This window comes from Amphritea balenae, from assembly GCF_003858655.1.
Taxonomy (GTDB): domain Bacteria; phylum Pseudomonadota; class Gammaproteobacteria; order Pseudomonadales; family Balneatricaceae; genus Amphritea; species Amphritea balenae.
This window is the reverse complement of the sequence record NZ_RQXV01000004.1, coordinates 1-19,581: the sequence shown is the minus strand read 5'-3', so window position 1 is coordinate 19,581 and position 19,581 is coordinate 1. Positions and strand designations below refer to the sequence as shown.

Genomic DNA, 19,581 nt, shown 5'->3' with positions numbered 1-19,581 from the left:
TATGGCTAGAATGAAATTCCTCTGTGACTCCAAGCGCTGCATCGAGTGCAACGGCTGCGTCACGGCCTGTAAGAACGAAAACGAAGTGGAGTGGGGCATTCAGCGCCGCCGTGTTGTAACCATCAACGACGGTGATCCCGGTGAAACCTCGATCTCAGTGGCTTGCATGCACTGTTCAGATGCACCTTGTATGGCAGTCTGCCCTACTGATGTTTTCTATCAGACCGAAGATGGCATCGTACTGCACAATAAAGACGGTTGTATCGGTTGCGGTTACTGCCTGTTCGCCTGTCCGTTTGGCGCGCCGCAGTTCCCGAGCGACGCCGCTTTTGGTGAGCGAGGTAAAATGGACAAATGTACCTTCTGTGCCGGCGGCCCGGAAGAGGACAACAGTCCGGAAGAGAAAGCCAAATACGGCTCCAACCGTATCGCTGAAGGCAAACTGCCTCTCTGTGCCGAAATGTGTTCGACCAAGGCTTTGTTGGCCGGTGATGCAAGTGAAGTATCTGACATCTTCCGTGAGCGGGTCATCTACCGCGGCCACAATGATGGCGCCTGGGCGCAAAATCAGGCTGAACCTCAGCCCGAAGCAGACCTGGCTTACGACGTAACCCAGCCAAAAGTCTGAGCACCTTAACCCTTAACGCCGCCGGAGCGATCCGGCGGCCTGATTCTGAGGGGGATCTATGATTCCTAATAAATGGCTAACCGTTAAATTGCCATTTCATATCATGCCGTTCTTGTCTCTGATGCTGGTGCTGCTGATAACACTGTCATTTTCAGGTCTGGCACAGGCGGCATCACCTTCTGAAGCTAAAGTGGCTGGCTTTGCCAGTACTGCATACTGGGACGCTATCAGTAAAGGAGAAAGCGGCCGGACCCAGTCTCAGGCAAATGAAGCAGGTCAGCTGATCAACGTTCAGGGCGAAGAATGGCGTCATTGGCGCAACCAGTGGATCACACCTGCCGGAGCTTATGCGCTGGGTGGCACTCTCGCTGTGCTGCTGATTTTCTACCTGTTAGTCGGTCAGAATAAGCTCGACTCAGCCCGTACCGGCAACACCATTGAACGCTGGAAACGTTTCGACCGGGCCATGCACTGGACTGTCGCAACCTTGTTTATCATCCTGGCGATTTCGGGGCTTAGTCTGCTGTACGGCAAGTTCTTTCTCCGCGACGCTTTAGGCGCCTCACTCTGGGGTAACTACGCCACATTGTGCAAGCTGGCCCATAATTATCTGGGACCACTGTTTGTGCTGGGTCTGTTACTGATGATAGTGAAGTGGATGAAGCACAACGTCTTCAATCGCACCGATCTGACCTGGTTCCTGCAAGGCGGCGGTATGGTGGGTAAGGCTCATCCAAGTGCCGGTTACATGAACGGTGGTGAGAAAGCCTGGTTCTGGGTGCTGACCCTGGTGGGCATTGTGGTCTGTGCCAGTGGTCTGGTGATGGACTTCCCGAACTTTGGTCAGTACCGCGAGACCATGCAGTTGGCGAACCTGATACATGGAGGCGCTTCGCTGTTACTGATAGCAGCTTCTTTTGGCCACATCTATATCGGCACCGCCGGTACAGAAGGCGCGCTGGAAGGGATGAAAACCGGCTATGTCGACGAAACCTGGGCCAAGCAACACCATGATCAATGGTACGACGAAGTTAAAAAGAGCGATCGCTAGACAGAAACTCCGTTTTCCTTGCTAGTAAAAACAAAAAAGAGCGCTTAAAGCGCTCTTTTTATATTTAGTCTGTCGGCTGGATTACGACCGTCAACTGTTTACTTATCTTCTGATAAACCTTTAAAACTCAGATCCGGAAGATCAGCTTTACCAATAATAATCAACACGATACCGCAGGTAAAAAAGAAAAAGGTTGATGCCATAAAGCTGGCAGAGATCACATCCTGCATACCCAGTTCCTGCGCTTTAAGATATAGCATCACCAAGCAGATTAATGATACAACTTCACAGACAATTCCCATGAACAGGGAGGTTCTTTGCAATATGCCTTTTTTCTTCATGATACTCGCAGCACTAATAAGCAGAAATGAGCAGTAATTATACCACTTAACTCGCGAGTATATGTATAAAGCGGCATGTCCTTTGATCTCTGTGCGATCAGCGTTTATGTCTATCCGTTATTCATAAATGATTAAACAAAAAAAGAGAGCTCGCGGCTCTCTTTTTTAGTTTAACTACTCACAAGCTAGGAACGCCGTAACACCTCGACCAAAGCATTCACAAAATAATCCATCCGATCATCGTTAAGCCCGGCCACATTCACCCGGCTTGAGTCGACAATGTAGATGCCGTAATCCCGTTGAAGCTGCGCAACCTGTTGCGGTGTTATTCCCAGAAACGAGAACATACCGAACTGCTGCTCTATAAAGCTGAAGTCACGATCAATACCGGTTGCTGTAATTTTCTGTACCAGCATTTTACGCAAACTCTGGATACGTTGACGCATGGCCTGTAACTCTTCCTGCCACTGTTGATTCATCCCTGTATCACTCAGGATGGTCTCAACAATTGCAGCACCATGGGAAGGTGGCATAGAGTAATGGCTACGAATCTTATTGAATAGCTGACTGCCAGCATTCGCCGCCTGCTCGGCATTTCCTGCAACAATAAAGAGGGTGCCGGTACGCTCGCGATATAAGCCAAAGTTCTTGGAGCAGGATGTTGCCACCAGCATCTCAGGCAGTGTATCCGCCATTAGACGCACGCCGTAAGCGTCCTCATCCAGACCACTACCTAACCCTTGATAAGCCATATCGATAAAAGGAATCAGTCCTTTTCTGGCACATAGCTCTGTCACCGCTTGCCACTGTTCCTGGTTAAGATCGGCGCCACTTGGGTTATGGCAGCAGCCATGCAACAACAGAAAGTCACCCGCAGAAGCAGCTTCAAGTGAAGCTAACATCGCATCAAACTGAACATTGTTCTGCTCATAGTCATAATAGGGATACTCTTTAATAGTGACCCCGGCACCACCTAACAACGGTATATGATTAGCCCATGTCGGGGTGCTGACCCATACTGCACTGTCAGCATTACAGCCCTGAATAAATTCGGCAGCCATACGTAAAGCACCACAACCGCCCGGCGTTTGAGCGGAGGCTATACGACCCTCTTTTAATACAACGTGGTCTGCACCAAACACCAGCTCACGCATACGCTGATTGTATAAAATGGTTCCTGCCGGCGCGATATAGCTCTTAGTAGATTCGGTAATCAGCAGCTGCTGCTCAGCCAGATGAACAGACTCCATTATCGGTGTATTACCCTGTTCATCTTTATAAACCCCAACCCCCAGATCCAGCTTGTCCGGGTTAGTATCCTCACGAAACTTCATCATTAAGCCTAAGATGGGATCCTGGGGGAGTGCTTTCAATCCTTCAAACATCTGAATCTCCTCTGTTTATGCGCATATATCGCCGCTGCTAAAGAGCTGGCTCAACTTCAATTTTGTTGGCGCTGAACTGAGCCAGTAGCCGCTCTGCCTGCTGTTGTGCTTTCTCTGCGGCCTGCTCTTTCACCAGGCCAAAACCGCGAATCTCTGCTGGTAACTGCGCCAGCTCGACAGCGGTAGTATAGTTGTCACTGCGCAGGCCGCTGACCATTGTGGCAATCTGTGCCTTATATTCTGTCAGTAACTGACGCTCTAGCTTACGATCAGCGCTATAGGCAAACAGATCCAGGGTAGTCCCCCTTAAACCACGCATTTTAGCCAACAGTTTAAATGCTTTCAGTGCCCAGCTACCCACCTCTATCTTACGCGGACGTCCATTCACTTGTTTACGGGCCAATAATGGCGGCGCTACATGGAACTTAATCCGATAATCACCGCTAAAGGTATCAGCGACTTCGCTCAGGAAACTGGTTTCGGTATAGAGCCGTGCTACTTCGTACTCGTCTTTATATGACATCAGACGGAATAATTGAGTAGCAACCGCATCGGACAGAGCATTATCTGCTGACACTTGCTGTTCAGCTTTAGCTACTGAATCAACCAATACTTTATACTTTTCTGCATACGCAGCATTCTGATACTGGCTCAGGAATTCAATATTGCGCTTAATACGACTCTTCAAATCCGGGGTTTCAAGTTCGACAACACCGCCTGCGGCCTGCTCAACAAAGGCCAGATCAACCGCCGCCAGACGGCCCCAGTTGAAGGCGGTACGGTTTTTATCCACCGCAACCGCATTAAGCTCTATGGCTCTGTTCAACGATACCATTGATAGCGGAATAAGACCGCTCTGCCAGGCAAAGCCCAGCATCATAACGTTAGAAAATACGGTATCACCCAGCAATGCTTCAGCCAGACGGTTAGCATCCATAGTTGCCAGATTTCCGTCACCAACAGCATCCAGCAGAATTCGATTGCGGCGGGTTGCCTGCATATCGGCATCACGATACAGCACGTTATCGGCTGTCGGCATCTGCGCCAGGTTCATCACTGCCCGGCTGTGGCCGCGGCGTAAAACGCTCAACGCCTTATCGGACGTTCCCACCACCATATCGCAGGCCACCAGCGCATCCGCTTGCCCAACATCGATACGGACCTGATGAATGTCTTGCGGCGTTGGCGCCAGTCGTACATAGCTCAGTACTGTACCGCCCTTTTGGGCGAAGCCCATAAAGTCCAGCACAGAAGAGCCTTTCGCTTCGAGATGTGCTGCCATAGTGATTAGCGCACCGACCGTTACAACGCCGGTACCACCAACACCACCGACCAGCAGATTGTAGGTTTTATCCAGCGTTTTAATCTCAGGCTGCGGCAAAGCTGCAACCTTTTTATCAAACTGATCACCGGTAGAAACACCCGCTCCCCGTTTCAGCTCTCCGCCTTCAATAGTCACGAAACTCGGACAAAAACCCTTCACGCAGGAAAAGTCTTTGTTACATGAGGACTGATCAATACGACGCTTACGTCCCTGTTCGGTCTCGCGTGGTATCACGGACAGACAGTTAGATTGTTCGGAACAGTCACCGCATCCCTCACAAACATGATGATTGATAAAAGCACGTTTGGCCGGATCCGGAAACTGACCGCGTTTACGGCGACGACGCTTTTCTGCTGCACAGGTCTGATCATAAATCAGCACTGTAACGCCCTGAATGTCACGCAGCTCCACCTGCACCTGTTCCAGTTCATCGCGATGATGGAAGGTCGCCTGTTGCGGGAAGATACTCTTATCGCTGTATTTTTCTGGCTCGTCGCTAAGAATAGCGATTCGCTGGACCCCTTCGGCGTTCACCTGGTTAGCAATGGCCGGCACAGTTATCACTCCGTCAACCGGCTGGCCGCCGGTCATAGCAACCGCGTCATTAAACAGGATCTTATAGGTAATATTGGCCCCAGCCGCCAGCGACTGACGGATCGCCATCGAACCCGAATGAAAGTAGGTCCCTTCGCCCAGATTCTGGAATACATGGGTATTATTCAGGTAACGGGATTTACTGATCCAGTTTACCCCTTCGCCCCCCATTTGAATCAGTGACTCAGTTTTACGGCCCATCCAGGACGCCATAAAGTGACAACCGATACCTGCCTGAGCTTTGCTGCCATCGGGCACTTTAGTAGATGAGTTGTGCGGGCAGCCGGAACAGAAATAAGGTAACCGGCGTACACCACCGGGATCTGTTGCATCACTACCACGCTCACCGATAGTGGCCAAACGGGTACTGAAGTCGAGACCAAACAATCTACTTAATCGCTGGGCGATATAGCCCGCCAACATATTAGGGCCAAGCTCGCCAACGTAAGGGATCAGTGGCTCTCCGTTCTCATCCTGCTTACCGGTAATCAGCACTTCGCCGGGATGGTCCGGTTCGGACATATACTCTTTAATCTGGCTTTCGATGATGCCGCGCTTCTCTTCCACCACCAGCACTTCCTGCTTGCCATGGACGAAATCCAGTGCACCAGTGCGTTCCAACGGCCAGACCAGGCCGACCTTGTAAATATCCAGACCGATATCACGCGCTTGTGCTTCATCCAGTCCCAGCAGTTCCAGCGCCGCCAGCAGATCCAGATAGGCCTTACCGGTGGTTACTATGCCGAAGCGGGCATCGGCCAGGTCATAAATACGTTTATCAATCGGGTTGGCACGGGCAAAAGCGGCAACGGCAGCCAGTTTATGCTCAATACGGGTTTCCAGCTGCGGTCCCGGCAGATCGGGCCAGCGATAGTGCAGACCACCTTCCGGCGAGACAAAGTCATTCGGTATTTTAAACTCAGGTAAATCATTGATTTCAACAGACGCGGCACTTTCCACGGCCTCGGCAATCGCCTTAAAGCCACACCACATTCCGCTAAAGCGGGACATAGCAAAGCCCCACAGGCCAAACTCAAAGTACTCAGAAATACTGGCCGGATTGATGGTCGGCATAAACCAGGACATAAAGGCGACATCGGACTGATGCGGCATACTGGAAGAAACGCAACCGTGATCATCGCCTGCAACGACTAATACACCGCCATTGGGGGAGCTGCCATAAGTATTGCCATGCTTTAGGGCATCACCGGCCCGATCAACACCAGGCCCTTTGCCGTACCAGATGGAAAATACACCATCCACATTCTTATCGGCATCTGTCTCAACCTGTTGCGTACCCAACACCATGGTCGCCGCCAGATCTTCATTAATCGCCGGTATGAAATCGATATCGTGAGATTTGAGCAGATCACCCGCCTGCCATAGCGCCTGATCATAGCCTCCCAGCGGAGAGCCCCGATAGCCGCTGATAAAACCTGCTGTCTTGAGATTATTGTTACGGTCCAGCTGACGCTGCATCATCGGCAAGCGAACCAGCGCCTGGGTTCCAGTCAGAAACACCCGTCCGGTTGGACGCAGGTAACGATCATTTAGAGCATAGTTATCGAGTAATGAATCATCTAACAGGGGGCTATTCGGAACTAGGGTTTCTGGCTGACCCATGGCATACCTCACATAGAACTTTTATTGTTATTTGCAGTGGATTGCCCAACTGCATATTTAGTATCCAGTGTAGTTTTTTTTACCCGAAAGGTGCTTTCGAATACCAATCAAAAAGACTAACATTATGAAATAAACTTTAAATTTTTATGCCTTATCAGTAAGAATATTTCACAGTAATAGGTTTTATATAAATATGAGTGCTCCGAAGGATATTTTTAAGCCTGACAATTATGACCGCCACATCCTGCGAATTCTGCAGCAGGACGGCCGTATATCTAACCAACAATTAGCCGATGAAGTTGGTTTATCCACAGCAGCCTGCTGGCGGCGAGTAAAGGCATTGGAAGAGCGCGGTGTATTACGTCAGTACACCGCACTGGTTGATCCCCAAACCTTGAACTATGGGCTTTGTGTTTTCCTGCTGGTCAGCCTGACCCGCCACTCAAAAGACAATGCTCGCGAATTTGAAGAAGCAGTAAAAGCCTGTCCTGAGGTGATGCAATGCTATGCAGTGACCGGCAATGCCGATTTTGTCCTGCGGGTAGTGATTCCGGATATGGCTACTTACGACAACTTTCTGACCGAGAACATTTTTTCTCTGCCTGGGGTTTCTCAGGTGAAATCAAACTTCACCCTGAGAGAAGTAAAGTATGAAACTGCTATTCCGGTATAAGTGAGATCCACTGTATACTTATTAACCAATTTTATTAACACTGAAGCTGAATGATGACTTTCGAAAGAGCTGTGACTTTTTTTATCGCTATCTTTATCTTTGGCATTACGCCGGGCCCCGGCGTATTTGCGGTTTTAGCAAAGGCTATGATTGAAGGTGGCCATCGATGTTTTATGCTTGCATTGGGTATGGTCGTTAGCGATATCATCTATCTGATTTTAGCCTGCCTGGGTCTGGCAACCATTGCTGAACACTGGGGTGGGTTATTCACGGTGATCCGCTGGGTGGGTGCAGCTTACCTGATCTACCTGGGTTATAAGATATTTACCAGCAAACCAGAAGTAGATGCCACTACAGCCCGCATTAACAAGCGTAGTTCTCTTGAGTTTGTACAGGGGTTTCTGATCTCTGCTTCAAACCCTAAGGTGATTCTGTTCTATATCGCTTTTCTTCCTACCTTTATGGATCTGACAATCCTTAGCAGCAGTGATATAGCTTTGGCAGCGGGGCTAACAATGGTAGCCCTGATGCTGGGACTGATGCTTATTGCCTACGGTTCCCACTGGGCCAGCGCCCGCCTGCAATCTGAACGGGCGGTTAAACGCCTCAATCAGAGTGCAGGAGGTATCATGATGGGAGCGGGAGTCTATCTGGCCTCCAGAAACTAGCGCTGTTGATCTCGCAGATGAAACTGCTGTGTTAGCTGGTTGAGAGCCTGAGCTTCGTTACGCACCTCATTTATTGCAACCACAACCTGCTGCGCATCGTCTTTAGTATGTCCCGCAATATCTGAAATATTGACCACTCGCTGATCGATATCATTTGCGACTGCGCTTTGCTGATCTGTTGCTGTAGAGATCATCATATTCATTGACGAGATAGTTTCTGCCGAACTGATAATACCGTCCAACGCGATGGCTGCGGATTCAGCCAGTTCAATACTGGCTTCAGCCAGACTATTATTGACCTCCATTGAACTTACCGCTTCTTCAGCTCGCTCCTGAAGCTGTTGAATAATCTGTTGAATCTGTTGAGTTGATTGCTGCGTGCGCATCGCCAGGTTACGCACTTCATCTGCAACAACGGCAAAGCCACGTCCCTGCTCACCCGCACGGGCTGCCTCAATTGCAGCATTCAATGCCAGAAGGTTGGTTTGTTCAGCCACATCATTAATAACCGAGGTAAATTCTCCGACTTCGAGTGACTGTTGCTTCAAAGATTCAATTAACGCTGCCGTTTGCTGCAACATCTCTTTCATCTCAATCGCCTGGGTTTGGGACCGACCAACAACCCGCCCCCCTTCCCGGGCCTGCTCTCCGGTACTGATAGCTGCTTTTTCTGCTTCAGAAGTGTTGCTGGAAACCTCATTCACCGTTGCCGCCATCTCTGTCATCGCAGTAGCAACCAGCTCTATATCAGCATATTGACGACTGACACCCTGTTCAGTTGAATTAGTTGCCTGAGCAACATTATCTATGTGGCGCTCAGTATTTGCCGCAACCAACTGTACCTTCTTTAGCAATTCACTAACATGATCAAGCATTCGATTATAAGAATCGAACATATGCCCGACCTCATTATCGATATGAACAACATCGAAACGATGGGAGAAATCACCTTTTCCGACTTCAGACATACGGTTACGCAATCGCTCGATATTATCCATCAGCATGCGTAAGCCAAATACCCGTCCCAGTACAACAAATACCAGGATCATCAAAATACATACAAATGAGATTAATAACTGCGTTTGTGTCGTACTATTCGCTTCAGCAGTCATCATCATAACCGCCTTATTCATCTGTTTCAGTACGACCGGGGACTGCTTTTGGAGCTGTTGTAACGTCGCCGGACTATCTTCCTCAATATGTTTAAGAATCAGTGCTTTGTAAGCTTTCCACAATGAATCTACATGCTTCATCTGAGTAAGGGTTTCAGCATTGGAAAGTGCATTCATCCCGACATCCGGATCACCATCGACTATCTGTTTATGGGACTTTTCAAACAGTGATATGGTTTTTTCTAACGCGGCACGCTGTTCTACACCTGCAGCAACCAGCATCGCTTCTTTAGCAATACGCTGGCTCAACATACGCTGTCGACCAGCAACATTAATTGTTTCGGGGTTTATCGCCATACTCATATACAGTGAGATAGCTGAAACAGCAGCCAACAGGAAAATTAAAACATATGACAACATAAACTGACTGTTAATCGTTTTACAGCCTAATAACCTAAGGATGTTATCTATAACACCTGCCACCGACTTATACATTTAATTGCCCCTTAAACGGCATATGGCGCAGAAATACATTCTGCCACCCTGTGGATATTTGAACCTAATGACTAATAACCAATATTCCATCGGAGAGTTTACTGACAAATCACATACAAAGTAGAGCCAGCAACCTTCTTTCTACCCATGCTGAGTAGCCTATTATTTTGGTTGCAGCAATTAGATTGGGACGAATTTCGGCAGAGTGCTTAGCAAGTTTCCTATATACTACAGGCCCAATATTATCAGCAGCAGATTCGCTTTACATGGATACACTGACAGTACCGCAAGGCAACTTCCAACTGGCCCGTTTTCCCGTTCGAAATAAAGAAACACTGCGAGCCTGGGATGCCTCAGATGAATATCTGTTGCACCAACTTAGCGAAGAAGGTTATCCATCTCATGATTCCAGGGTGCTTATCTGCAACGATAGCTTTGGAGCCATCAGCATCGCTTTAGCCGATAATTTACCAACGATGCAAACCGACTCGTTCATATCGCAACAAGCGACGTTAAATAATCTCAGAATTAACGATCTACCTGAAAGCAGTGTCGCTCATATAAATAGTCTTACAAGCCTGTCCTCAGTTCTGCCAAAGGACGCTAAATTTGATCTGCTGATCATTAAGATCACCAAGAGTCTGGCTCAACTGGAAGACCAGTTACAACGGTTACGGCCATACCTGACAGCTGAAACCAAGATTATCGCTGCCGGTATGGTCAAAGGGATTCACACCTCAACCTTGCAGCTTTTTGAAAAAATTATCGGGCCAACTCATACATCCCTGGCGCGTAAAAAAGCCAGGCTCATTTTCTGTCAATATGATGCCACGCTTATACCACCGGAAAATAATTATCCTAAACACTACCTACTAGAAAATACTCAATATCAGATTACCAATCACGCCAACGTTTTTTCGCGTGAAAAGCTGGACATAGGCACCCGCTTTTTTATTCAAAATATGCCGGCCAATAGCCACTATCGGAATATTATCGATTTGGGCTGCGGTAACGGCATAGTGGGACTGATCGCAGGGGAAAAGAATCCCGCAGCAAAAGTCCACTTTATTGATGAATCCTATATGGCGGTGGCCTCGGCTAAAGAGAACTTCGGTCGGGCATTTCCTGAACGAAGTGCAGAATTTATAGTGACTGATTGTCTGAAGGGAGTGTCAGACAACAGCTGTGACCTGATTCTCAACAATCCCCCCTTTCATCAGCAAAATACGGTTGGGGATTTTATTGCGCAACAGATGTTTAAAGAATCATACAAGGTACTTAACAAAGGCGGCGAGCTATGGGTTATAGGCAACCGCCATCTCGGTTACCACGTCATATTGAAACGCTTATTTAATAATTGTGAAACTGTAGCCAGCAATAAAAAATTCGTTATATTAAAAGCCGTAAAGTAATTAATAAAGAGCTCAGCAATGAAGTTTAAACGTGCTACATATCGCATTTTTATTAAAAGGATAGCTTCGAATATATTTTCAAACGTTTGTTTATGAATTATTCAGCTATTCTTACACTTCAGTTCGACCCTATCCCACTAATACGGTATATTTGAGACTCATTTGATACCGCCTTTTACGACCATTTACTTGTCTATTGATAAGCATGTTGTAGGTCCGAACAAAATAATGGATTATCAAAAAATTATATATTTTTGATATAAGAAATTGGCGCTTTATTAAATAGGGTTAATACATGGATCTGAATAACCCTTGTTTCGGATTTCCACCACTATGCTATTTGATTCACGGCCTCTTCTATTCATACTGGCTTGCTCAGTTCAGTCTGTTAGCGCTGAAGAGCAAAATATTACTGAGCTTGATTACCTCAACGATCTTCCCATTACTTTTGCAGCGACCCGCTTGCCCCAACGGTTAAGTGCAGCACCGGCATCGGTAACCATTATTGATCGGGATATGATCGACGCTTCAAGTGCCATAACCATACCAGAGCTACTCCGGCTAGTACCGGGCATGCAGTCTTATCATATAGCAACCAACGCTTCTGCTGCTTCATACCACGGTATGAGTGATAAATTCCCTCCCCGCATGGAAGTAATGATTGATGGACGCTCAGTTTATATCCCTCTGTTTTCAGCCGTTATTTGGGAAACATTACCGATCAGTATCGATGATGTAGAGCGGATCGAAGTCGTCCGGGGTACTAACACTGTTACACAAGGCTCAAATGCTTTTCTGGGCGCGATAAATATTATTACCAATGATCCGCTAAGCTCTCGCGATAACCTGGTTAAGTACACCTCTGGAGAGTTTGATACTGATGCCGTTTATGGTCGCTTTAGTAGCCTTCATAGTCTGGGAAATTACAGCCTGTCTGCGGGGATAACCGGCAATGAAGGCAACCGGTTTAATAACGAGACCCAAGACCCATACTTTAATCGTTACCTGACATTCAATACGACATTATCTCCAACCCTATCAGATACTTTCACCATTAATTTGGGTATAAATTCAGGTTACTCTTCTGTTGGTGATATTAATACTAAACCTGACCCAAAGCGTAGAGAGTTTGAAACACATTATCAGAATATAGAGTGGTTTCATCAGTACGATAATGGTGATGTCCGTTTACGCTACTCGCACAGTGTTAATAGTTTAGAAGCACAATTACTTTCTGTTGCTGAAGCTGCAGCAGCGATCGATCCACCTCTTAACGCTTTCGCTGGTTTACTTCTGGAACGCAACGCCCCCTATCACGAGACTTCAGAATATGGTGATATCGCGCAACATCATATTGAACTAAGTGCTACCAGTAATATTTCTCCACTTAGCAAAGTACTCACTGGATTTGACTACCGCCTCAATCAGGCAAAGAACAATCAACTACTTAATACGCTAGCCTGGAAGGATGAAGAAAGCTTCCGTGTATTCGGACATTGGGAGCTCAGTTCGATTCCCGACTGGGTAATTAATACAGGTCTTTCTGCGGAACACTCTACCACGGGTTCGATCAGATTATCTCCTCGCCTGGCAGCCAACTACCATCTAAATCCTTCACTTACCCTTCGAAGCTCAGTAAGTCGGGCCTACCGTATGCCTTCGCTACTGGAGGCTAACTTTGAAAGTATTGTTTATGTCCCTGATGCCCTGCTGGGAGCAACAATGGGTGAGGACAAATATGACTATAACTTCAAAATTAACCCCAACCTAAAGCCTGAGCAGCTGGACACTATTGATATCGGAGTCCTAGGAAACTGGCCTGCTTATCACAGCATGCTAGATATCCGTTTCTTTTATGAAGATATTAATGATGGGATTACTGAAACCAATTCCGATGGGGATGATGTAGCAGGCAACGGAGTCCATACCTATACCAATAAAGCTGAATGGAACAACAAAGGTATCGAGTTTCAGTATAAGTACCAATCTGGTACAGGCCTTAAGCCCTTGTTAGTCATCAACTACGGATATATCCAAAGCAGTGGCCAGAGGGTTCTCGACGAGCGGCCAGGCGATATAGACATAGATAAATTGGACAGTCGCAATCCCCGTCATACCGCTTCGGCGCTTGCAAGTATTACCCTGCCTGAAAACCTCCAACTCAGTCTAAGCCATTATTACCTGAGCTCTGTACGCTGGATTGAGGCGGCACGAAGTAGTCTGGATCCAGGCAACAGCCCTTATCACCGTACCGACTTGAAACTATCTAAATCGTTACAACTCTCTGAAACTAATGAACTAAAACTTTCACTGATTATTCAGAACCTGCTGGATAATCCTTACTCTGAGTTTTATGCTAACAATATCTTCGAACAACGAACTTATCTGCAGGCTCAGATGAGTTTCTGAGTTTATAAAAAACTGGATTATGACTACACCGGAAGTAGCATCAGGCATGACCACCCGGTTAGCAGTAATTTTGCTGATGTGGGTCGTGTTTGCCTATTTTCCGGTAAATGCTTCAACCCTGATTGTTCAAAGTGACGCGTCTAGTACTTACCAGGAAGTGACAAATACTCTGATCAAGGAAAGCCCTTCGCTTCAGTTTGAAACACTTTCTCTTGAGCAGTTAAAAGAACAACCTGAGTCGACGCTTGCTGAATATCCACTGCTGATTACAGTGGGTACTAACGCCACTGCTTTTGTACTGGAAAAAGCCACTCACCAGAGCACTATACTCAGCACATTCATCCCTAGTCAGCGCTTTGAGCAACTAAACCATCAATACGCTTTCAAGTTACTTAAACACAAAATGAACTTAACCGGAGTATTCCTTGATCAACCGGTCAAGCGGCAGCTTCAGCTTGCTCAACTTATACAGCCGGAATTAAAAACACTTGGTTTGACCTTAGGCCCCAATTCGATAGAAATTTTGCCCAAATTAAAACTAGCAGCAAACGAGCTGGGTATAGAGCTTAATTATGAAGCACTTAGCCAGGAAGATAACCCAATACAGCGCATTCAACCCATCATTAAAGAATCAGATCTGTTTCTGGTTATACCTGATAGGAACACCTTTAATCAGACAACGGCAAAATGGTTGTTGTATATGTCATACAGAAATCGAAAGCCGTTGATCGCGTTTTCACAAAATTATGTAAAAGCGGGCGCGATAGCAGCCTGCATTAGCTCTCCAGAAGATATTGGCCGCATGACTGCGCAGCAGTTAAAAACCATCTCGAGCGGAGTAACTCCCCCCCCGACATACAGTCCATTTTTCTCTGTAGTCACTAACTCCAGAGCGGCACGCCAGATCCATTTAGCCATTCCAACAGCCGAACGCCTCCGACAGCAGCTACTGGAGGTAGAGAAACGATGATTACAAATAGTAATACCCGCTATGGAATCCGCCAACAGGTTCTATTGATTACACTGCTGCCTCTGGTAGTCATGACACTAATTATGGCCGGATACTTTGTATCGACCCGGATATCAGACAATCAGACAGCCTTGATTGAACGTGGCGAAACCATGTCTCGTTTATTAGCAGAAGCATCTGAGTTCGGTTTAATCTCCGGACTGACCCATCAATTGAGTGCCCTCAGCCAGGGCCCTATACAAGAGCATGATGTCGCTGATGTTATTTTCTTTGATGCGCATAAAAACACACTCTACAGAGCCAGAGATTTCGATCTGAATATTTCTCTGAGTAATCAGGCAATTAATCAGCGCAATGGCGAATACTGGCTGTTCTCTACACCCGTCAAAAGTAGTGGAGTACTGGTCGGAGACTCGCCAGAATTTAACAATGATGAGGAAACAACTGAGCTGCTCGGCTGGATCGTTGTCGCTATATCAACCCAGCCAATGCATGCGCGTGAAAACCAGATCATCAGTAATAGCTTATTGCTCCTGTTAAGTGGCTTTCTCATTACCTTTATTATTGCCGCCCGTTTTGCTGAAACACTGACGAAACCTATTTTATCGCTTACCTCCGTTATTAAAGAGTTACAAGAGGGCAAACTCAGCGCCAGGGTCGAGGTCAGGTCCACCGCAGAGCTGGGTTCTCTGGAACAAGGCGTAAACTTATTGGCAGAACAGGTTCAGCTGTCCAATCAAAGGCTGGAAAGCCAGGTAGATAAGGCAACACAACGACTTCGTAAGACAATGCATCACCTGGAAACTCAGAATATAGCGCTTCAGAGAGCCCGCCAAAGGGCTGACCAGGCCAACCTTGCTAAAGATGAGTTCCTGGCCCGAATGAGTCATGAGTTGCGAACTCCGCTCACTTCAGTGCTGGGCTTTACCAGTATGCTGAGGCAAACGGATCTGACTTATGAACAGCAGGAACATTGTCGAATTATCAATCAGACTTCAACCATGCTGCTGGCCATAATTGATGACATTCTCGATTTTGCAAAGCTTCAGTCCGACGCTATACGACTTGAAAGGATTGAGTTTAATCCCGAGCGGGTGATCTATGAAGCGATCGAAATGCAATCTCAAAGCGCCGCAACAAAAGGGCTGGAGCTGGCTTTTAGAGTGGAAAGTTCAGCTAGTAGTACTGTGTTAGGTGATCCTACCAGGCTAAGACAAATAGCGACGAATCTAATAAGCAATGCTATTAAGTTCACTGATAACGGCCAGATTATTATTAGCCTAGATACTCTGAAAAAAGAGAATAAAACCCAAGTACTTGAGCTATCTGTTAAAGACTCAGGTATTGGAATAACAGAAGAACAAAAAAAGCATCTGTTCAATGCGTTTTCACAAGCAGATTCATCTATCACCCGCCGTTTTGGTGGCACCGGACTAGGCCTGGTCATTGTGCGTAAGCTAGTACAACTGATGCAAGGTGAGATTAATCTCGAAAGTACACCAGCAAAAGGCACAACGGTCCGCTGTAGCTTTGCAGTCAAAACAATAAATCCGATCGGTAAACTTCAGAAAAAACCGTCACCTTCTGGCAAATTAATCATTTTTGATCGTCACCCAGAGACGCTGGCATCACTGGTTGAGCTCACAGCTCCCAATGTATCTAAAATTGAGCAGTGCGCCACTATGCAGTCTCTTGAGTCGACATTATCGAGAACAGACGATCGCGACACTTCATTAATCTTTGGTGTCAGCGCAAACCCCGATATAGCCACCCAACAAAAACTCAAATTGAATAGTATTATCAATTCATTTAAAGGCAGAATATTGCTAATAACACCCGCCATCGCTGGGCACTTCACCGAGCTATCCGAACTGAACAATCGTATTGAATTGTCAGTAGCAACTAAGCCGTTACAGCGAGATTTAGTTCAAAAATGGCTTAGCCACGCTTCACTTGAACAAAACAGCGTTAAACCACCGGAAAGCAGTAACAAACTGCCCCCTGGACATAAAGTATTAATAGCAGAGGATAATGACTTTAACAGGCTACTACTGAGAAAAATCGTAGAAGCCGCCGGCGCTGAAGTTTTTGAAGCCAGAAACGGTCAGCAAGCCATTGAGCTGACAAGGAAACTCAGGCCTTCAGCGGTGATTATGGATGTTCATATGCCAGTGCTGGATGGCATCAGTGCAACCCGGACTATTCGTAATGATATGCCGGATCTGCCGATCATAGCCCTGACGGCAAACGTCATATCAAGTGAAGAGCATGAGTTACGGCAGGCAGGTATTAGCCGAATAGAGTACAAACCGGTAAAAGATGAAAAACTAATACACTTGCTCTGCTTACTTTGTGATAACAGTAGCGGCTCAGATATTTCATCAAATAAAGCAGTTCAGGAGGTTCAGGAGGTTCAGGAGGTTCAGGAGGTTCAGGAGGTTCAGGAAAACAGCATATCAGGCCCTAACGCCAAGTCTCCATTACTGGACAAATATGAACTCAGTCAGGACAGCTTGCATCAGGAGTTAATTGATCAATTAGACAAGCTTAAAAGCGCTTTTAAAGATCAGGACGACTGCAAAATCCGTGATCATTGCCACCAATTAACCGGGTTAGCCGGACTACTCGAACTACCCGAGCTTGAGTCATGCAGTATTGAATTAAACGAAGCGATAAAAAAAGAAGATCGTAGAGAAACCTGGCAGCAACTTTGGCGCTTACAGAGGCTAATAGAGCATCAGCAGTATTAGGTGATTAAAAATCTATCTTTAAGGGTGCTTCCTGAATTTTCTTTTCCAGATCATCGGCCAGCGTTGAGATAAAAATCCGACTGTCTGAATCATAAATATAGCCGTTTATACCCTGACGAGCGACAGCACCTTCGAGTTCACCCTGATCAAACTGATAGCAACGTAGCCGCAAACTTTCTAACTCAGGATCATGGGTAATAGGCGTATGCAGAAACAGACTCCAGGCTTGCTCTGAGGTCGTACGGTTAGCAATACCTCTAAGTAACTGAAGCACTTCTTCAGGCTCTGGCTGGTATACAGGCGAGCGCCCAAATGCTAAGCCAGCAACTAATATAAATAAAACAAACAAACAAACCAGAAATACCGCGATAAATTCCATCTATACCTCAGTGGTAACGATCAAAATCTTGCTTAACTAAAGCTTTAGCAGCCTGATTGATAGCATCTGTATACTGACTTTCAATTGCTTCCATCTCATCGAGATACTTTATTTTTTCTGGGCCTTTTAATCCCTTCCAGGCTTCAAGCCGGGGGATGTGCTTAGTTAGCTCGTATACCTCATTAAATACAGTGTAAGTGACATCATTGGATAACTGTGGGTCAAGATTATCCAACAGCACTTTACATCGAATACTGGCTTCTGTGAGTGGGACTTCCCCATTTATTACGGCCCTGCTAATCACCTGTAAGCTTTCAACAATATGTGATCTCCGCTGCTGTACCTCATCGGCCAGAGCCTGTAATTTCTCCTCCGCCTGAACCCGTTTCATTTTCTGCTGCTGGAGTAAACGCCAGATATAGAGAGATAATCCGGTGATGATAAACAGATTAACTGCTATTAAGATGAATATTGCTGTATCAGACATATACTGTCACTCTCCAGATTGATAAAACCCTAGGATCTTTTAGTTATGCAGATTATGAATCAACCGCCTACTGTGGGCGATATTATCCATGAAATGTACCTTAAGCCTAGTAATTTATCTTTGAAAGAAGCAGCTCAACTCTGCAACCTGACTGAGCAACAGCTGGACAGCATCATAAGTGGCAAGTTAGAGATTGGTTACGAACTCGCTTATAAGCTAGCAACGGGCTTCAATACCAGTCATTCCTTCTGGCTCTCTATCCAGCAGGACGCAAAAAACAATAAAAAGGCATAGTAAGATGAGTAACAGGGCTAAAATCCATTATAGATCGCTCGAACAGATGTATCTTTCTGCCGCCATAAACGAGCTCTACAAACCCTCAATAGAAATATGTAAATCAGAAGCCATTATTAGTATGCCGGTCCAGGAACAGTTTTTTCATGCGGCGGGATCACTGCATGGCTCTGCCTACTTTAAATGTCTCGATGATGCAGCCTACTTTGCCGCAATGAGTCGTGAGTTTAATGAATTTCTACTTACCGCTTCATTTAACACCTACATAACCCGACCCGTAGCAAAAGGACAGCTTAGAAGTGAAGGGCGTATTATCTCATTTGGTAAAAAACTGATCATTGCCGAAGCTATCGCTTACGATGAACGAGGTCGTGAAGTAGCCCGCGGCAGTGGCACCTTCATGCCATCAGGTATCCCCCTCGATGAGAAGGTCGGATATGGCGATTTAAAAAGTTAGATCATCACTAAAAGCCGAAGTCCGATCGTTTCATTGTCCGATGCGGCTTTGCCGCGTGTCCGAAAAAGCAGAAAAGTTAAGAGCGAAATGATAAGTGCGGCTTACCACGGAGAACACAGAGAAGGTCAAAAGCAAAGAATGTTGGTAAGAGCATTACATGTTTCTTTCCATCTTTTCTCTGTGTCCTCTGTGCCCTTAGCATGCCCCTTGGGTACTGTGGTGAAAATTGTTTTTAAAGCTGGTTAGGGACTTACTTCTGACCAGACAAGTAGCGCAGCTACGATCGGACAAGCAAAGCGCTCGGACGTGGCATAGCCACATCGGACTTCGGCACTTAAGATCGGACAAGCAGACGTAGCCTGCGTTCTGAAACGAAAAAACCCCAACACAGCGTGTTGGGGTTTTTCGTAATTAGGTGCTTGGCGATGACCTACTCTCGCATAGGGAATCCCTACACTACCATTGGCGCTAAGACGTTTCACTTCCGAGTTCGGTAAGGGATCGGGTGGTTCCATCTCGCTATGGTCGC

Annotated in this window: 16 protein-coding genes and 1 rRNA gene; 10 read left to right on the top strand and 7 right to left on the bottom strand. The window is 46.5% G+C overall.

Translation table 11 applies throughout. The features are described 5' to 3' along the window. Position 1 precedes the first annotated feature (1 nt). Together fdh3B and EHS89_RS08515 are read left to right on the top strand one after the other, a co-directional pair. Complete coding sequence (gene fdh3B / locus EHS89_RS08520) at positions 2 to 628, top strand: formate dehydrogenase FDH3 subunit beta (RefSeq protein ID WP_124925731.1); 627 nt, start codon at positions 2 to 4, stop codon at positions 626 to 628. A 58-nt stretch (positions 629 to 686) separates the two neighbouring features. Further along, on the top strand, positions 687 to 1,679 hold the full coding sequence (locus EHS89_RS08515; protein ID WP_229753734.1) for a formate dehydrogenase subunit gamma: 993 nt from the start codon (positions 687 to 689) through the stop codon (positions 1,677 to 1,679). A 98-nt stretch (positions 1,680 to 1,777) separates the two neighbouring features. On the opposite strand, the gene EHS89_RS08510 is transcribed toward EHS89_RS08515, so the two are convergent. The 3 genes from EHS89_RS08510 to EHS89_RS08500 all read right to left on the bottom strand — a co-directional run bounded on the left by EHS89_RS08510 (position 1,778) and on the right by EHS89_RS08500 (position 6,946). Continuing rightward, on the bottom strand, positions 1,778 to 1,981 hold the full coding sequence (locus EHS89_RS08510) for a hypothetical protein (RefSeq protein WP_124925730.1): 204 nt from the start codon (positions 1,979 to 1,981) through the stop codon (positions 1,778 to 1,780). A 224-nt stretch (positions 1,982 to 2,205) separates the two neighbouring features. Continuing rightward, positions 2,206 to 3,405, bottom strand: a complete 1,200-nt coding sequence (locus EHS89_RS08505; RefSeq protein ID WP_124925729.1) for an amino acid aminotransferase — start codon at positions 3,403 to 3,405, stop codon at positions 2,206 to 2,208. 37 nt (positions 3,406 to 3,442) lie between these two features. Further along, positions 3,443 to 6,946, bottom strand: a complete 3,504-nt coding sequence (locus EHS89_RS08500; protein WP_124925728.1) for an indolepyruvate ferredoxin oxidoreductase family protein — start codon at positions 6,944 to 6,946, stop codon at positions 3,443 to 3,445. Between the two features lie 193 nt (positions 6,947 to 7,139). Here EHS89_RS08500 and EHS89_RS08495 point away from each other — a divergent pair, with 193 nt between their 5' ends. Both EHS89_RS08495 and EHS89_RS08490 read left to right on the top strand, forming a co-directional pair. Next, on the top strand, positions 7,140 to 7,619 hold the full coding sequence (locus EHS89_RS08495; protein WP_124925727.1) for an Lrp/AsnC family transcriptional regulator: 480 nt from the start codon (positions 7,140 to 7,142) through the stop codon (positions 7,617 to 7,619). Positions 7,620 to 7,672: 53 nt separating this feature from the next. Continuing rightward, positions 7,673 to 8,287, top strand: a complete 615-nt coding sequence (locus tag EHS89_RS08490) for a LysE family translocator (RefSeq protein ID WP_124925726.1) — start codon at positions 7,673 to 7,675, stop codon at positions 8,285 to 8,287. Here the strand turns inward: EHS89_RS08490 and EHS89_RS08485 are convergent. Then, positions 8,284 to 9,894 carry a methyl-accepting chemotaxis protein gene (locus EHS89_RS08485; protein ID WP_124925725.1) on the bottom strand — a complete coding sequence of 537 codons (1,611 nt, stop codon included), beginning with the start codon at positions 9,892 to 9,894 and terminating at the stop codon, positions 8,284 to 8,286. The genes EHS89_RS08490 and EHS89_RS08485 overlap by 4 nt on opposite strands. Before the next feature lie 266 nt (positions 9,895 to 10,160). Here EHS89_RS08485 and EHS89_RS08480 point away from each other — a divergent pair, with 266 nt between their 5' ends. The 4 genes from EHS89_RS08480 to EHS89_RS08465 all read left to right on the top strand — a co-directional run bounded on the left by EHS89_RS08480 (position 10,161) and on the right by EHS89_RS08465 (position 17,435). Then, positions 10,161 to 11,306, top strand: a complete 1,146-nt coding sequence (locus tag EHS89_RS08480; RefSeq protein ID WP_124925724.1) for a methyltransferase — start codon at positions 10,161 to 10,163, stop codon at positions 11,304 to 11,306. A 333-nt stretch (positions 11,307 to 11,639) separates the two neighbouring features. Continuing rightward, the gene (locus EHS89_RS08475; protein WP_124925723.1) at positions 11,640 to 13,715 is read left to right on the top strand and encodes a TonB-dependent receptor plug domain-containing protein; all 2,076 of its coding nucleotides are present in this window, start codon (positions 11,640 to 11,642) and stop codon (positions 13,713 to 13,715) included. 19 nt (positions 13,716 to 13,734) lie between these two features. After that, complete coding sequence (locus tag EHS89_RS08470) at positions 13,735 to 14,685, top strand: ABC transporter substrate-binding protein (protein WP_124925722.1); 951 nt, start codon at positions 13,735 to 13,737, stop codon at positions 14,683 to 14,685. Then, entirely contained in the window at positions 14,682 to 17,435 is a 2,754-nt protein-coding gene (locus tag EHS89_RS08465; RefSeq protein WP_124925721.1) for an ATP-binding protein, read from the top strand. Before EHS89_RS08470 ends, EHS89_RS08465 begins: the two co-directional genes overlap by 4 nt. Before the next feature lie 4 nt (positions 17,436 to 17,439). Here the strand turns inward: EHS89_RS08465 and EHS89_RS08460 are convergent, their stop codons facing one another. Together EHS89_RS08460 and EHS89_RS08455 are read right to left on the bottom strand one after the other, a co-directional pair. Continuing rightward, entirely contained in the window at positions 17,440 to 17,814 is a 375-nt protein-coding gene (locus tag EHS89_RS08460; RefSeq protein ID WP_124925720.1) for a hypothetical protein, read from the bottom strand. 7 nt (positions 17,815 to 17,821) lie between these two features. Beyond that, a complete protein-coding gene (locus EHS89_RS08455; protein ID WP_124925719.1) occupies positions 17,822 to 18,301 on the bottom strand; it encodes a DUF2489 domain-containing protein in 480 nt (159 codons plus the stop codon). A gap of 45 nt (positions 18,302 to 18,346) precedes the next feature. Between EHS89_RS08455 and EHS89_RS08450 the strand changes: the two genes are divergently transcribed. After that, the gene (locus EHS89_RS08450) at positions 18,347 to 18,595 is read left to right on the top strand and encodes a HigA family addiction module antitoxin (protein WP_124925718.1); all 249 of its coding nucleotides are present in this window, start codon (positions 18,347 to 18,349) and stop codon (positions 18,593 to 18,595) included. Between the two features lie 4 nt (positions 18,596 to 18,599). Then, a complete protein-coding gene (locus tag EHS89_RS08445) occupies positions 18,600 to 19,052 on the top strand; it encodes a PaaI family thioesterase (protein WP_124925717.1) in 453 nt (150 codons plus the stop codon). A 417-nt stretch (positions 19,053 to 19,469) separates the two neighbouring features. Here EHS89_RS08445 and rrf read toward each other — a convergent pair. Beyond that, positions 19,470 to 19,581, bottom strand: a 5S ribosomal RNA gene (gene rrf, locus EHS89_RS08440); the annotation flags it as partial.